The sequence below is a fragment of the Streptomyces sennicomposti genome, from assembly GCF_019890635.1.
GTDB lineage: Bacteria > Actinomycetota > Actinomycetes > Streptomycetales > Streptomycetaceae > Streptomyces > Streptomyces sennicomposti.
This window is the reverse complement of sequence record NZ_JAIOAB010000011.1, coordinates 1-13,997: the sequence shown is the minus strand read 5'-3', so window position 1 is coordinate 13,997 and position 13,997 is coordinate 1. Positions and strand designations below refer to the sequence as shown.

11 protein-coding genes and 2 pseudogenes are annotated in these 13,997 nt (G+C 72.9%); 6 read left to right on the top strand and 7 right to left on the bottom strand.

The features are described 5' to 3' along the window. Window positions 1-120 precede the first annotated feature (120 nt). Window positions 121-309: a ribbon-helix-helix protein, CopG family gene (locus K7787_RS09140; protein WP_019985860.1), complete on the top strand. Its 189-nt coding sequence runs from the start codon at window positions 121-123 to the stop codon at window positions 307-309. A gap of 30 nt (window positions 310-339) precedes the next feature. Here the strand turns inward: K7787_RS09140 and K7787_RS09135 are convergent, their stop codons facing one another. After that, complete coding sequence (locus K7787_RS09135; RefSeq protein WP_164387967.1) at window positions 340-1,791, bottom strand: NCS2 family permease; 1,452 nt, start codon at window positions 1,789-1,791, stop codon at window positions 340-342. 279 nt (window positions 1,792-2,070) lie between these two features. On the opposite strand from K7787_RS09135, the gene K7787_RS09130 reads away from it, so the two are divergent. Together K7787_RS09130 and K7787_RS09125 are read left to right on the top strand one after the other, a co-directional pair. After that, window positions 2,071-2,352, top strand: a complete 282-nt coding sequence (locus tag K7787_RS09130) for a DUF2530 domain-containing protein (protein ID WP_223001077.1) — start codon at window positions 2,071-2,073, stop codon at window positions 2,350-2,352. A 50-nt stretch (window positions 2,353-2,402) separates the two neighbouring features. Beyond that, the gene (locus tag K7787_RS09125; protein ID WP_223001076.1) at window positions 2,403-4,802 is read left to right on the top strand and encodes a cation-translocating P-type ATPase; all 2,400 of its coding nucleotides are present in this window, start codon (window positions 2,403-2,405) and stop codon (window positions 4,800-4,802) included. Between the two features lie 187 nt (window positions 4,803-4,989). Here K7787_RS09125 and K7787_RS09120 read toward each other — a convergent pair whose 3' ends face one another. From K7787_RS09120 to K7787_RS09100, 5 genes are all read right to left on the bottom strand, one after another. Next, complete coding sequence (locus K7787_RS09120) at window positions 4,990-5,748, bottom strand: calcium-binding protein (protein WP_223001075.1); 759 nt, start codon at window positions 5,746-5,748, stop codon at window positions 4,990-4,992. Window positions 5,749-5,893: 145 nt separating this feature from the next. Then, the gene (locus K7787_RS09115; RefSeq protein WP_223001074.1) at window positions 5,894-9,058 is read right to left on the bottom strand and encodes a sacsin N-terminal ATP-binding-like domain-containing protein; all 3,165 of its coding nucleotides are present in this window, start codon (window positions 9,056-9,058) and stop codon (window positions 5,894-5,896) included. Between the two features lie 205 nt (window positions 9,059-9,263). Then, window positions 9,264-9,473 (bottom strand): DUF397 domain-containing protein, encoded by a 210-nt coding sequence (locus tag K7787_RS09110; RefSeq protein ID WP_223001073.1) that lies wholly within the window; start codon window positions 9,471-9,473, stop codon window positions 9,264-9,266. Then, a complete protein-coding gene (locus K7787_RS09105) occupies window positions 9,470-9,679 on the bottom strand; it encodes a DUF397 domain-containing protein (RefSeq protein ID WP_223001072.1) in 210 nt (69 codons plus the stop codon). The genes K7787_RS09110 and K7787_RS09105 overlap by 4 nt, the downstream gene beginning before the upstream one ends. After that, complete coding sequence (locus K7787_RS09100) at window positions 9,676-10,551, bottom strand: helix-turn-helix domain-containing protein (protein ID WP_223001071.1); 876 nt, start codon at window positions 10,549-10,551, stop codon at window positions 9,676-9,678. Before K7787_RS09100 ends, K7787_RS09105 begins: the two co-directional genes overlap by 4 nt. Window positions 10,552-10,722: 171 nt before the next feature. Between K7787_RS09100 and K7787_RS31665 the strand changes: the two are divergent. Both K7787_RS31665 and K7787_RS09095 read left to right on the top strand, forming a co-directional pair. Beyond that, window positions 10,723-11,037: pseudogene (locus K7787_RS31665) on the top strand (hypothetical protein); the annotation flags it as partial. A 43-nt stretch (window positions 11,038-11,080) separates the two neighbouring features. After that, on the top strand, window positions 11,081-11,428 hold the full coding sequence (locus K7787_RS09095; RefSeq protein WP_043260971.1) for a hypothetical protein: 348 nt from the start codon (window positions 11,081-11,083) through the stop codon (window positions 11,426-11,428). A gap of 49 nt (window positions 11,429-11,477) precedes the next feature. Here K7787_RS09095 and K7787_RS09090 read toward each other — a convergent pair whose 3' ends face one another. Further along, window positions 11,478-12,404 carry a DUF3027 domain-containing protein gene (locus K7787_RS09090; RefSeq protein ID WP_009189239.1) on the bottom strand — a complete coding sequence of 309 codons (927 nt, stop codon included), beginning with the start codon at window positions 12,402-12,404 and terminating at the stop codon, window positions 11,478-11,480. 379 nt (window positions 12,405-12,783) lie between these two features. Here K7787_RS09090 and K7787_RS31660 point away from each other — a divergent pair. Beyond that, window positions 12,784-13,997: pseudogene (locus tag K7787_RS31660) on the top strand (hypothetical protein); the annotation flags it as partial.

Here is a 13,997-nt window from a genome sequence, read left to right as displayed (position 1 = left end):
GACCAACCGGGACACGCACAGCCGAGGTGACCCTGGCCACTACCGGTCGAACACTGTCACTCATATGGGTGACAGGGGGAGGAAAGGTCTACCCCGGCGCGAAGGGCTGCCGCGACCCTCATGTCCATGGGGACCAGCGTGCTCAGCCTGCGCATGGACCGCGAGCTGCTCGAACGGCTCCGGGAACACGCCGCGAAAAGAGGAATGAGCGTCCAGGACTACGTAGTCCGGACGCTCATGCGAAACGACTTCGACGAACGGTTCCACGCCGCCGTCGAGGAGACGGAGCGGTTCTACGGCGTGCCGTAGAACCGCTCCCCGCCAGGGCCCCGAGGGCCGTCAGAGCAGGCCCAGGGCCGGCATCAGGTAGTAGAAGGCGAACACCGCCGCGACCACGTACATCGCCGGCGGCACCTCCCGGCCCCGCCCGGCGGCCAGCCGCAGCGCCACGAAGGTGATGAAGCCCATCCCGATGCCGTTGGTGATCGAGTAGGTGAACGGCATCATCAGCATCGTCACGAAGGCCGGGATGGCGATCGTGTGGTCCGCCCAGTCGATCTCCTTGATCGAGCCGGACAGGATCAGGAAGCCCACCGCGAGCAGCGCCGGGGTGGCCGCCTGGGACGGCACCATCGTGGCGATCGGCGTGAGGAACAGCGCCACGGCGAACAGCGCGCCGGTGACCACGTTCGCGAAGCCGGTCCGCGCGCCCTCGCCGACACCGGCCGTGGACTCCACGAAGCAGGTGGTGGCCGAGGAGGAGCTGGCGCCGCCGGCGGCGACGGCGATGCCGTCGATGAACAGCACCTTGTTCATGCCGGGCATCTGGCCCTGCGCGTCGGTCAGCTTCGCCTCGTCGCTGATGCCCATGATCGTGCCCATGGCGTCGAAGAAGCAGGACAGCAGCACGGTGAAGACGAACAGGATGCCGGTCAGGACGCCGACCTTGTCGAAGCCGCCGAACAGACTGACCTTGCCGAGCAGCCCGAAGTCGGGGGTGGAGACCGGGTTGCCCGGCCACTTCGGGGTGGTCAGACCCCAGGACGGCACCGTGGCGACGGCGTTGACGATCACCGCGACGACCGTCATCACGACGATCGAGATGAGGATCGCGCCGGGCACCTTGCGCACGATGAGGGCGAGCGTCAGCAGCGCGCCCAGGATGAAGACGAGGACCGGCCAGCCGTTGAGGTGACCGTCCGCGCCGAGCTGGAGCGGGACGGTGGTGTGCGCGGCGTCCGGCATGCGGGAGACGAAGCCGGAGTCCACCAGGCCGATCAGCATGATGAACAGGCCGATGCCGATGGCGATGCCCTTGCGCAGGCCGAGCGGCACGGCGTTCATCACGCGCTCGCGCAGACCGGTCGCCACCAGCAGCATCACGACGAAGCCGGCCAGGACGACCATGCCCATCGCGTCCGGCCACGACATGCGCGGCGCGAGCTGGAGCGCGACGACGGTGTTGACGCCGAGGCCGGCGGCGAGCGCGATCGGGACGTTGCCGATGACGCCCATGAGCAGCGTGGTGAACGCGGCCGTCACGGCGGTCGCGGTGACGAGCTGGCCGTTGTCGAGCTGGTGCCCGTACATGTCCTTCGCGCTGCCCAGGATGATCGGGTTCAGCACGATGATGTAGGCCATCGCGAAGAAGGTGGCGAAGCCGCCGCGGATCTCGCGGGACAGGGAGCTGCCGCGCTCGGAGATCTTGAAGTAACGGTCGAGGGCGCCGTACGGGGGCGGCGTCCCCGGCTTCTCGGGGGCGGGGACCTTGGCGGTGGCCGAGGTGGACATGCGGATGACCTCAGGGATGCGGGGAGGTACTGGAGTACCGGGCCGGGAAGGGGATCAAACGTGGTCGAGTCTGGCCGTCTTCTGTCACCAACAGATCTCCCCCAGATTGCGGTTGGTGTTTTCTACGAAGATAAGCGGCCAGACGCAGACCGTTTCAGTATGAACATATGAAGGCGAAAATGGCCATCTCCGCGCGTAGACCCCGGCCGCACGCCCACCCCCACAGCTCCTCTCCCCCGGGCCGCGAGGCCCCCGCACCCCGGGCCGTAAGCTGAGCGCATGGCGAAGTGGACCCCCAAGCACGAGGCGCCGGAGCCCCTGGAGGGCCCCGTGGTCGCCACCATCACCGGCGGCACGATCGTCTGGTTCGTCCTCTTCCTGGCCCAGCTCCCCTTCTACGGCTGGTACGCCGACCACGACCGCACCTGGTGGCTGTGGACCTGCCTGGCCGGCGGCGGCCTCGGGCTGATCGGCGTCTGGTACGTCCGCAGGCGCGACGCGGCGATCAAGCGCGCGGCGGCCGGCCGGGCGATGCCGACCGTGATCCCGTTCAACGAGTAAAGGGCCCCGTCAACGAGTAATGGGCCCCGTCCCCACGTACCGTCGAAGGCATGACGCACAGCGACGCCGGTACGGAACTGGACCCCGTGCACCCCGTGCCCATACCCCCGGCGCGGACGACCGGACTCACCGCCGGCGAGGTCGCCGAGCGCATCGCCCGCGGTGACGTCAACGACGTACCGGTGCGCGGCAGCCGCAGCCTCGCCGACATCGTCCGCGCCAACGTCTTCACCCGGTTCAACGCGATCATCGGCGTGCTGTGGGTGATCACCCTGTTCGTCGCGCCGATCCAGGACAGCCTGTTCGGCTTCGTGATCATCGCCAACACCGGCATCGGCATCGTGCAGGAGTGGCGGGCCAAGAAGACCCTCGACTCGCTCGCCGTGATCGGCGAGGCCCGCCCGACCGTGCGGCGCGACGGGACGGCCACCGAGATCGCCACCTCGGAGATCGTCCTGGACGACGTGATCGAGATCGGGCCCGGGGACAAGGTCGTCGTGGACGGCGTCTGCGTCGAGGCCGACGGGCTGGAGATCGACGAGTCGCTGCTCACCGGCGAGGCCGACCCCGTCGTCAAACGCCGCGGGGACGCGGTGATGTCCGGCAGCTTCGTCGTCGCCGGCGGCGGCGCCTTCCAGGCCACCCGGGTCGGCCGCGAGGCCTACGCCGCCCAGCTCGCCGAGGAGGCCTCCCGCTTCACGCTCGTCCACTCCGAACTGCGCACCGGCATCTCCACCATCCTCAAGTACGTGCTGTGGATGATGATCCCGACCGCGATCGGCCTCGTCATCAGCCAGCTCGTCGCCAAGGACGACGACCTGAAGGACTCCGTGGCCCGGATGATCGGCGGCATCGTGCCGATGGTCCCCGAGGGGCTGGTGCTGCTCACCTCCGTCGCCTTCGCCATCGGCGTGATCCGGCTCGGCCGCAAGCAGTGCCTGGTGCAGGAGCTGCCCGCCATCGAGGGCCTGGCCCGGGTGGACACGGTGTGCCTGGACAAGACCGGCACGCTCACCGAGGGCGGCATGGACGTCACCGAGGTCCGTCTCCTGGACGGCCAGGACGAGGCGTACGTCCGCCGGGTGCTCGGCGCGCTCGGCGAGTCCGACCCGCGCCCCAACGCCTCCCTCCAGGCGATCATCGAGGCCTGCCCGGACAGCGAGGACTGGCGCTGCGTGGAGTCGCTGCCCTTCTCCTCGGCCCGCAAGTACAGCGGCGCCAGCTTCAGCGAGGGCGACGGCGAGTCCAGCACATGGCTGCTCGGCGCGCCGGACGTGCTGCTGCCGGAGAAGTCGCCGGCCCTCGCCGAGACCGGGCGGCTCAACGAGCAGGGCCTGCGCGTGCTGCTGCTGGCGCGGGCCGGCCGCGAGCTGGACGACCCGGACGTCACCCGCGACCTCACGCCCACCGCGCTGGTGGTGCTGGAGCAGCGGCTGCGGCCCGACGCGGCCGGCACCCTGCGCTACTTCGCCGACCAGAACGTCCGCGCCAAGGTGATCTCCGGCGACAACGCGGTCTCGGTGGGCGCGGTGGCCGCCAAGGCCGGGCTGGACGGCGGCCCCGCCGTGGACGCCCGCAAGCTGCCCGAGGAGCGGGCGGCGCTGGCCGAGCGGCTGGATCAGGCGACGGTGTTCGGGCGGGTCACCCCGCAGCAGAAGCGGGACATGGTCGGCGCGCTCCAGTCGCGCGGGCACACGGTCGCGATGACCGGCGACGGCGTCAACGACGTGCTGGCGCTCAAGGACGCCGACATCGGGGTGGCGATGGGCTCCGGCTCGGAGGCCACCAAGGCGGTCGCGCAGATCGTGCTGCTGGACAACAGCTTCGCCACCCTGCCGTCGGTGGTGGCCGAGGGCCGCCGCGTCATCGGCAACATCACCCGGGTCGCGACGCTGTTCCTCGTCAAGACGGTGTACTCGGTGCTGCTGGCGGTGCTGGTGGTGTGCTCGCAGGTGGAGTACCCGTTCCTGCCCCGGCACCTGACCCTGCTGTCCACGCTGACCATCGGCGTCCCGGCCTTCTTCCTGGCGTTGGCCCCGAACAAGGAACGCGCCCGGCCGCACTTCGTACGGCGGGTGATGCGGTACGCGATCCCCGGCGGCGTGGTGGCGGGCGCGGCGACCTTCGTGACGTATCTGATCGCCCGGAGCCACTACACCGGGCCGGGCGCGCTCGACGCGGAGACCAGCGTGGCGACGCTCACCCTGTTCCTGATCTCCATGTGGGTGCTGGCGATCATCGCCCGCCCCTACACCTGGTGGCGGGTCGCGCTGGTGGCGGCGATGGGGGCGGCGTTCGTGGTCGTCCTGGCCGTCCCGGCGCTCCAGCACTTCTTCGCGCTGCGCCTGGTCGGCACGTCGATGCCGTGGCTGGCGGTGGGGATCGCGGTGGTGGCGTCGGCGTTGCTGGAGCTGCTGTGGAAGTGGGTGGGACGCCGCTTCCCGGCGTAGCCGGGTGTGCGCGGTCGCGGCACGGGAAGGGCCACCGGGGGGCCACCGGCGCAGCGGCCCCCCGGCCGCGTGCTCAGTCGAACCAGCGGTCGCGGGCCAGTTCCCCGGTGCGCCGCTTCCGGCGCGCGGAGGCGTCGGAAGCGGTGGGCCGAATGCGTTCGGTGCGGCCGGCGTACGTCGCGCGTGGTCAGCGCACGTCGACGAAGTCCGCGGTCGCGTTGACCGCCGGGGTGGTCGGGGTGCCCGCGAAGCTGTAGCGGTAGTAGCCGTCGACGGACGCCTTGACGGTGGTCTTCAGGTTGCCCTTGGCGTCCGTCTTGACGGTCTTGAGGGTGGTGTAGGTCTTGGCGCCCTTCTTCAGGAACTGGAGCTTGACCGGCTGGGCGGCGTAGCCGGTGTACTTGCCGGCGTCCCAGCTCGCGCGGGTCAGCGCGCCGGTGACGGTGACGGTCTTGCCCTTCTTGACCGGCTCGGGGGCGGCGTTGACGGTCAGCTTGGAGGCGCGCTGGAGCTTGAACGAGCCGGCCTTCTCCTTCCAGATGTAGTCGCCGTCACGGGCGTCGACCCACGCGTCCACGTACCAGGTGCCGGCCATCGCGTTGCTGAGGAAGTCGACCTTCGGGTCGATCTTCACGGAGGCCGTGCAGGTGGAGGTGGTGTGGCTCGACGCCTTGCAGACGGGCTTGCTGGTGGTCCAGTAGCCGTAGTCGGGGCCCTGCAGCGCGAACGGGTCGGCGCTCAGGATGCCCGAGCCGTCCGTGGCCGTCACGCTGACCGTGATCGTCTTCAGTCCTGAGGTGGACAGGGCCGCCTTGTTGTCGCCGTCGACGACGACCTTGGTGACCTTGGTGTCGCCGTACCCGCCGTCCGCCTGCGCGGCCGGGACGGCGAGGGCAGTCAGGGCGAGGGCGCCGGTCACGACGGCGACGGAAGCACGGATGCGCATATGCGGTCCCTACGTTCGAGAGGTGCGCACGGGGGCTCAGGGGCCTCGTGCGTGTCTGGGGAGTCCGGTGACTCCCCAGACACGACCGGGAGCGGAGGGGAAAGGTTGTACGTCCGGTGACTGAATTGTGTGCGACTTGTACAGGTCAGTCGAACCAGCGGTCGCGGGCCAGTTCCTCGGTGCGGGACGGGTCTTCCAGGAGGGCGGCGACCTCGAAGCGGCGGGGCCACTGGCCCGCGGCCCAGGCGAGGCCCGCGGCGACGCCCTCCAGGGTGGCCGCGTGCAGTACGCCGTCCTGGGTGAGACGCCAGTCCAACTCGGTGCCGTCCACGACGAGTTCCTCGTGCTCGACGTACGTCTCGGGGGTGCGCGGGCCGAGCAGCGTCCGCACCGGCTCCGGTACGTCGTGCTCGGCGCCGTCCGAGTCCACCTCGCCGGTGACGGACTCGCTCAGCCGCCGCACCTGGAACAACTCGGCCAACTCGGCGGCCAGGGAAGGCCTTACGGGCAGCAGCGGGACGCCGGCGGTGAACGGCAGCAGGTCCGGGGAGTCGCAGACCACGGCGTCGGCGGCGTCCACCACCTCCACCCGGCCGTCGACTACGGCCCGCACCTCGTCGGGCAGCGTGACCTGTTCGGGGTCCAGCTCGGCCAACGCGCCGTACAGGGCGTGCAGTTGGGCGGAGGTCACCGGGCGGTCCGGGTCGGCGAGGCGGTCCAGCAGTTCGGCCGCGCCGCCCGGTTCGGCGAGCAGCGCCGCCACGCTGGTGCGTACGCCGAGCGCCCGCAGCACCTGCTCGTCGTCGAAGCCGGTCGCGTCCGCCTCGTCGTACAGGCCGCGCAGCAGCGGGTCGGAGCCGGCGGCGCGCAGTCCGGCCGGGCGGCGGCCGCCGAGCACCGGATGGCCGCGCAGCCACCAGGCGGTGTAGGGGCGGACGATCTCGTGGGTGCCGTCGGGCAGCAGGACGCGCACCGGCTGGGTGAGCGCGTCGCGCAGCGGCGGCCGGGCGAGCAGGGCGAGGGCGGCGGGCCACTGGTCGTCGTCCACCAGGTCCAGGTCGCGCACGGCGACGATCTCGGTGGCGACCGGCGGAACGGGGCTGTCCGGGAAGCGGTCGAGGACGTCCTCGCTCCACACGTCCACCGCGTCCAGCAGGCCGGGGTCGTCGGGCTCGGGGAAGTCGCTCTCGCGGGGCTCCAGTTCGTCCGGGTCGAGGACGACGTCGGTGGCGCGGACCAGGGCGAAGTCCACGAGGACGCCACAGGCCGCGAGCGGCTGCTCGCCCCACCTGTCGGCCAGCTCCTGGTCGACGGCGGCGAGTTCGCCCTCCCGCATGATCCGGGCGAACGGGCCGCCGGGGAAGACGAGTTCGCCCGCCGGGGCGAGTTCGCCGTCCTCGTCGGGCAGGGCGAGCGCGCCGAGCCAGGGCTCGTCGCCGGGTTCCAGGCCCGCGTCCCGCACCAACGCGAGGACGGTGTCGGCGAGTTCGTCGGCGTCCGGGGTGTCCTCGTCCCACCCGCCGCCGTCCGCGTCCAGGGAGGCGGCGACGGCGGCCCGCACCTGCGGGGTGGTAAGGACCGCGCGCGGGGTGGCGGGCAGCGCGCCCAGCTTCTCCAGGATCGGGTGGGCGGCGTCGGGGTGGGCGACCTTCAGCCCGAGCCGGGCCAGCACCTCGGGGTCGGCGACGGCGGCGCTGTCCGGGGCGGGCAGCAGGACCTGGCGCGGTCCGATGGCGGTACGCCCTCCCCCGGTGCCGAAAGCCCGGGAGGTGCCCCCGGCGAGCGGCACGGGCAGTCCGGAGAGCCGGTCGGGGTCGACGCCGGCGAGGCTGTCGTACAGCCGCCGCCACCACTCCGGTTCCTTCTCCAGACCGGCCAGCCGGTCCACGGCCTCGGTCAGCGGCAGCCGGGCCACCCCGAGGGTGCGCAGCTCGGCGCGGCGTTCGAGGCCGGCGGGCAGCAGCGTGGGCAGCACCTCGGCCAGCACGCGCACGGTGTCGGCGCCCGCGCCCTCCACCACCTCGGCGTCGCGCGGGCGCAGCGACTCGGGCAGCTCGTCGGAGTCGTCCGCGCGGGGCGTGGCGGCGGGCGGCAGGAAGGAGGTGCGCGGCAGCCGGTCCAGGATCGCCCGGCGCAGCGCGCCGTCCAGTTCGCCCTTGCCGAGCGGGCCGGGCACCAGGCCGATGACGCCCTCGGTGACCGGCCGCCAGTCGGCGAGGAGGGCGGCGTAGGCGTCGGCGGCGCGCTGCACGAGGAAGTCGGTGAGCGGGCCGGGCGCGGTGTGCCGCCGCGTGCTGTCCAGCGGGAACGACGCGATGAGCAGCGCGGGGACGCCGAGGGGCTCGTCGCTGGGGGTGGGCGCGTGCAGGACGGGACTGGTGCGGGGGCGGGCCGGGGCGCCGTCGCCGTCGACGGGAACAGCCCAGGTCACCGACCACTGCGGGCGCAGCCGCTCCTCGACCGGGCGGTCGGCGAGCAGGTCGGGGGTGAGGGGGCCGTGCGCGTCGGCGGTACGCCAGCGGGTCACGCCCTCGCGGGTGTCGGTGACGACGGTGAGGCCGTCCTCGGTACGCCGGCGCAGCGTACGGGGCTCGGCGTCGTCGCCGACCTCCACAACGACCTCCTCCAGCCCCGGCAGGGCCAGCAGCAGGGCGTCGTCCACGGCGTGCAGGAGGCGTTCGGCGAGGTCGGCGGCGGCGGTGTCGCGCAGCGGCAGGATGACGACGGTGTCGTACGGGTCGGGGGCGGTGCCCTCGGCGGCGAACGGGAGCCGCAGCAGCGGGACGTGGCCGTCGCGGCGGCGGATCTCGTCGCCGAGGCCGGGGCTGTGCCGGGCGGTCTCCTCCGCCAGGCCCCGGGCCTCGGCCAGCGACCAGCGCACACCGCCGTGCCGGCCGACGACGGCGGGCTCGTCGGTGACCGCGAGGACGGCGGCGAAGCCGACGCCGAACCGGCCCACGGCGGTGGCCTGCCCGGCGGCGTCCCGCTTCGCGGAGGCGCGCAGCGTGGACAGCGACTCGACTCCGGTGGCGTCCAGGGGCGCGCCGGTGTTCGCGGCGACGAGGACCCCGTCGCGCAGGGTGAGGCGGAGCCGGCCGGGGACGCCCGCGCGGGCGGCGGCGTCGGCGGCGTTCTGCGCCAGCTCGATGACGAGGCGGTCGCGGTAGCCGCCGAGGACGAGGTCCTCCTCGGCGTTGGCGTCCTCCCGGAACCGCGCCGGGCTGGTGGCCCAGGCATCCAGCACGCCCCGCCGCAGCCGGGCGGTCCCGAAGGGATCGCCACCGGCGGACGGCTGCACCAACATACTCACGTCGATTCTCCTCACGAGGGTGGAACCGAAGGTACCGCGCGGGGACACCCGGGCACGCGGGGTGCCCGGGGGGCGGGTGCCCTGTTCGGGCGGCGGCGCACCGATACGCCCCGGAGGGTGACGTGAGCTGCACCGCGACCATACGCGGACAGCACGACGCCCCGCCCCCGGCGGCAACCGGGAGCGGGGCGCTTGCCGCGGCGGGTCAGTTCCCGGCGGCGTACGGCACGAAGTCCGCCCACGCGGCGGGCGTGAGGGCGAGGCGGGGACCGTCCGTGGCCTTGGAGTCGCGGACGTGCACCGTGCCGGGGGTGAGCGCCAGCTCGACGCATGAGTTGCCGTCGTTGCCGCTGCTGTAGCTGCTCTTGAACCACGCCAGCTCGGAGGCGTCCCCGGTGGATGCCCGGCGCATCATGCCTCCGAGGCGTACGGCACGAAGTCCGCCCACGCGGCGGGCGTGAGGGCGAGGCGGGGACCGTCGGTGGTCTTGGAATCGCGGACGTGCACCGTGCCCGGCGTGAGCGCCAGCTCGACGCAGGACTCGCCGTTGGTGCCGCCGCTGTAGCTGCTCTTGAACCACGCCAGTTCGGAGGCGTCCCCGGCGGATGCCTTGCGCATCATTTCTCTCCCAGCAGTTCCTTGATGAAGTCCAGCGACTCCCTTGACGGGAGGGCCTGCGCCCGGATCGTCCCATACTGCAGCTCCAGAATGCGGAGCTGTTTCAGGTCGGTCACCGGACGGCCGTTGAACAGGCCGTCGGCCCGCCCCACCGCCGTACCGTCCGGGAACTTCAGCAGCTCGATCCTGCCGTCCAGTCCTGGATGCGGCTCGGTGTTCGTCGGCATCACCTGAAGCGTGACGTTGCTCAACCGACCCACCTCCAACAGACGTTCGAGCTGCTGTCGCCACGCCATTGTGCCCCCAACCTGTCGACGCAGCGGTGCCTCTTCCAGCACGAAATGGATCGACGGCGCCGGGTTCCGCTCGAACACCGACTGCCGGGCCAGCCGCGCCGCCACCATGCGTTCCACGTCGTCCGGTGAGTACGGCGGCTGCGCCGCCTCGATCAGCGCCCGCGCGTGTTCCGGAGTCTGCAACAGCCCGGCAACGATGTTGCACTCGTACACGCCGATCTCGACCGCCTTGCCCTCCAACTTGCCCAGCTCCCGGATCTTCTTCGGGTACCGGACCTTCTTGACGTCCTCCCACATCGCCGCGACCATCCCACCGGCCCTCAGCACCTTGTCGGACACGACGAGGTAGTCCTGGCGGGGAATCCGCTTGCCGCTCTCGATCTTGTAGACCATGTCCTCGCCGTAGCCGACCGCCTTGGCGAAGTCGACGACGCGCATCCCCAGCGCCTCGCGTCGCAGCTTCAACTGCCGCCCCACGGTGGTGATCACGGCGACGCCCCACTCGTCGTCCGGATCGACATCCCACCCCGGCTCGTCCGCCTCGTCCTCGCGCCGTCCCGCCTCGCCGTCCACCGACATTCGCGCCCCTCCGTAGTCCCGCGCTCGTTCGCGTGAGCGCCCTACCCGCAGCAACGGTCCCGACAGCCTGGACAGCACCGGACAACTTGCCGACAGTGACCGTACGCAACCGCTGAGTCACCGTTCACGGTAGGCGGCCCCGGCCACACTGAGTGACATGAATCAGGAAATCGCCACATCCCCGAAGACGTAGCAGACCCCATCATCGAATTCACCGCTCAGGGTCTGGGCGACCGCCCGGCCAAGCACCTCTGGAGGAATCTGGTGGCCGTGGACCTCTCGTTCTACAAGTCCTACCTCTCCGAAGAGATCCGCGACGAGGGCCGGGCTCAGGGCCGGGCCGAGGACGTTCTGCTCGTGCTGGAGCAGCGCGGGCTCGAGATGTCCGAAGAGGCCCGCAGGCGGGTGACCGAGTGCGACGACCTCGACGTCCTGCGGACCTGGCTCACTCGGGCCGTCACCGTGGCGAAGCCCGAGGACATCTTCGGGGAGGGCCGAGCTTCCCCCGGCCTGATCCCCGGAGGGCACCATGAGCACTCGGGCCGATCATGGACCCGAGCTGGTTCCCCGGCCCGAGCAGACACCGGACGCCCTGCGCGCCGCCCTCGCCGTGGTCGCTCCCGGTCGGCTCGCGGAGATGCAGCGGACGAAGGACGACGCGTTCGCCAAGGCCGTCGAGTGGCAGTCCCTCAGCCCGGTGCGGAGCTGGGTCCTGGCCTGGGCCCGGGACATCGAGATCGCCCGCCGTCCCGACCTCGCCGCCCGCCACGCCCGGGCCAAGGGCAACCTGGAGCACGAGGACCCGGCCGTCGCCCGGGCGGCCCTCCAGGAACTGACCGAGGTCCTGGACGAGGCCATGAGGGCAGTACGGACTTGAGCTGGAGCTGGGAGGGGAGGCCGCCGCCTCCCCACTCCGGCCGCGCCCCCTACGAGTGCCCCAGTTCCGCCGTCTCCTCGTCCGGGAGCGGGGGGACCGAGCCCGAGTCGGGGGCCGGGCGGAGGGGGAAGGGGTCGACTCTGGTCTCGTCGATGACCGGCGGGGCCGGCTGCGGGGGCTTCGGCATGACCGCCGCCTCCGAGTGGCCGCCGCAGCCGTAGGCGAGGGAGACCACGCGGCCGTCGGCCGGGGAGAACTCGTTGGCGCACACACCGAACGCCTGTCCGAGCGAGCCGCCGATCGGAGCGAGGAAACCACAGCTCACGCAGGTCGCCGGGGCGGCCTGCGCCATCGGCGTCTTCGCGCCGAACGCCTCCTCCCAGCGGTCGGCCGCGACATGCAGGCCGTAGCGGGACAGGACCCGCGCGCGCCGCATCCCCAGCTCCTCGGCGACCGCCGCGACCGAGCCCCGCGAGGGCGCGGTGGGCAGGTTGCGCGGCGGGCCGTCGGTGACCTCGGCGTCCTCCGCCTCCACCAGCTCGGCCATCTCCTCGGAGACGGCGGAGTTCGGCGGCGGCGCGTCCTCGCCGGAGAAGCCGGGCTCCAGACGCAGATCGTCCGCGTCCGTCGGCAGCAGGTCGCCCGGCCCCATGTCGCCGGGCCGCAGCCGCTCGCTCCACGGCACCCACTCCGGCGCGAGCACGGCGTCCGGGCCGGGCAGCAGCACCGCCTCGTCCAGCGTGACGATCTTCGCGCGGGAGGCGCGCGCCACCGTGACCGCCCAGCGCCAGCCGCGGTAGCCCAGCTCCTTGCACTCGAAGAAGTGGGTGACGACGCGGTCACCCTCGGCCACCACGCCCGCGTGCTCACCGACGACCCCGGGCGCTGCCACCTCCTCCGCTGCGGCGCGGGCGAGGTCGACGGCCTCGGCGCACAGGCGGTCGGGGGTGCGGCTTCGCGTGGTCGCTGCGCTCACAGGTATCGCTTCTCTCCTACGCCGTCTGACGGGTGCGCCGGCCTGAAGGCGGCGGGGCGAACGGAGCGGACCTGCGGACCGCGTCGACGTACGCGCCCGATCGCGCTCGGGCGCACCTACGTCATCCATTCTGCGGTATGCCCGTAAGGCGCGCGGCCGAGAACGTTCGCCACGGCGCGCTACGCACGCTACCTTCTCGCCGCCGCTCGGCCTACACCGACGGTGCCTCACCGTCGCGCGGCGAACGGATTCGCCTGCCCGAAGGGTCCGCGCGCCGCCCCCCGCGTCCCCGTCGTGCGGGTGCGCCCGTCGGGGGGCGGGTGGCCCCTTCCGGGCCGTCTTGACGCTAGCCGCGGCCGTCTCGGGGCAGTATGACGGAGTGGCAGCCCCGAGGACGCCCCCGCAGACCCCCGCCGGGACCGACGAGCCCCAGGGGTCCGAGGGAAGCAGCCGAGGCAGCGGTTCGGGCCGGTTCGGCGGGTCCGTCCGCGCGGTCGGCCGTGCCCTGCGCCTCCCCTTCACGGGCACCGTGCGCGGCATCCGCAAGGCCACCCACGCGCACGGCGCCGGCGAGTCCGGCCTCGGCAAGCTGATCGAGCTGCACGCGGTGAACGGCGCCGGGGACGTCATGGTCACCGTCGCCCTCGCCTCCACCGTCTTCTTCTCCGTCCCCACCGACGAGGCCCGCGGCCGGGTCGCGCTCTACCTCGCCATCACCATGGCTCCCTTCACGCTCCTCGCCCCGGTGATCGGCCCCCTCCTGGACCGCCTCCCGCACGGCCGGCGCGCCGCGATGGCCGCCGCGATGCTGGCCCGCGCGCTGCTCGCCCTGGTCATCGCGGGCGCGGCGGCCGGTGGCGGCCTGGAGCTGTATCCGGCGGCGCTCGGCGTGCTGGTCGCCTCCAAGGCGTACGGGGTGGTCCGCAGCGCGGTCGTGCCGCGGCTGCTGCCGCCGCGGTTCTCGCTGGTCAAGGCGAACTCCCGGGTGACCCTCGGCGGGCTGCTCGCCACCGGCGCCGCCGCGCCCGTCGGCGCGGGACTGCACCTGATCGGCCCGCGCTGGCCGCTCTACGGCGCGTTCGTGATCTTCGTCGCGGGAACGTTCCTGTCGTTCTCCCTGCCGCCCAAGGTGGACTCCGCCAAGGGCGAGCACCGGGCACTGCTGGCGGCGGCGGAGGGCACGACACGCCACGGGACGCGCCGCGGCCCGACCGCGCGGGCCGAGCGGGCGCCGGGACGGCCGGGGGCGCCGCCCGGACGGCCCTGGTCCGCGCCCGTGCGGCCGGGGGCAGCGCCTGAGCGGCGGGGGGTGGCACCCGGGCGGCCCGGGGCGGGACCTGAGCGGTCCGGGGCGGGACCTGAGCGGTCCGGGGCGGGACCTGAGCGGTCCGGGGCGGGACCTGAGCGGTCCGGGGCGGGACCTGAGCGGTCCGGGGCGGGACCTGAGCGGTCCGGGGTGGGACCTGAGCGGTCCGGGGCCGCGTCTGTGCGGCCCGGGGCTGCACACGAGCTGCCCGGGCCGGCGCACGAGCCGGGCGAGGCTGCGCCCGAGCAGCCCGGGGTGGAACCCGACCGGCCGGGGGCGGCACCGGA

What these genes read in the sequence shown, in the direction of transcription:
- K7787_RS09140 (WP_019985860.1), top strand. Translation starts at nt 121, where the DNA reads ATGTCCATGGGGACCAGCGTGCTCAGCCTGCGCATGGACCGCGAGCTG.
- K7787_RS09135 (WP_164387967.1), bottom strand. Translation starts at nt 1,791, where the DNA reads ATGTCCACCTCGGCCACCGCCAAGGTCCCCGCCCCCGAGAAGCCGGGG.
- K7787_RS09130 (WP_223001077.1), top strand. Translation starts at nt 2,071, where the DNA reads ATGGCGAAGTGGACCCCCAAGCACGAGGCGCCGGAGCCCCTGGAGGGC.
- K7787_RS09125 (WP_223001076.1), top strand. Translation starts at nt 2,403, where the DNA reads ATGACGCACAGCGACGCCGGTACGGAACTGGACCCCGTGCACCCCGTG.
- K7787_RS09120 (WP_223001075.1), bottom strand. Translation starts at nt 5,748, where the DNA reads ATGCGCATCCGTGCTTCCGTCGCCGTCGTGACCGGCGCCCTCGCCCTG.
- K7787_RS09110 (WP_223001073.1), bottom strand. Translation starts at nt 9,473, where the DNA reads ATGATGCGCCGGGCATCCACCGGGGACGCCTCCGAGCTGGCGTGGTTC.
- K7787_RS09105 (WP_223001072.1), bottom strand. Translation starts at nt 9,679, where the DNA reads ATGATGCGCAAGGCATCCGCCGGGGACGCCTCCGAACTGGCGTGGTTC.
- K7787_RS09100 (WP_223001071.1), bottom strand. Translation starts at nt 10,551, where the DNA reads ATGTCGGTGGACGGCGAGGCGGGACGGCGCGAGGACGAGGCGGACGAG.
- K7787_RS09095 (WP_043260971.1), top strand. Translation starts at nt 11,081, where the DNA reads ATGAGCACTCGGGCCGATCATGGACCCGAGCTGGTTCCCCGGCCCGAG.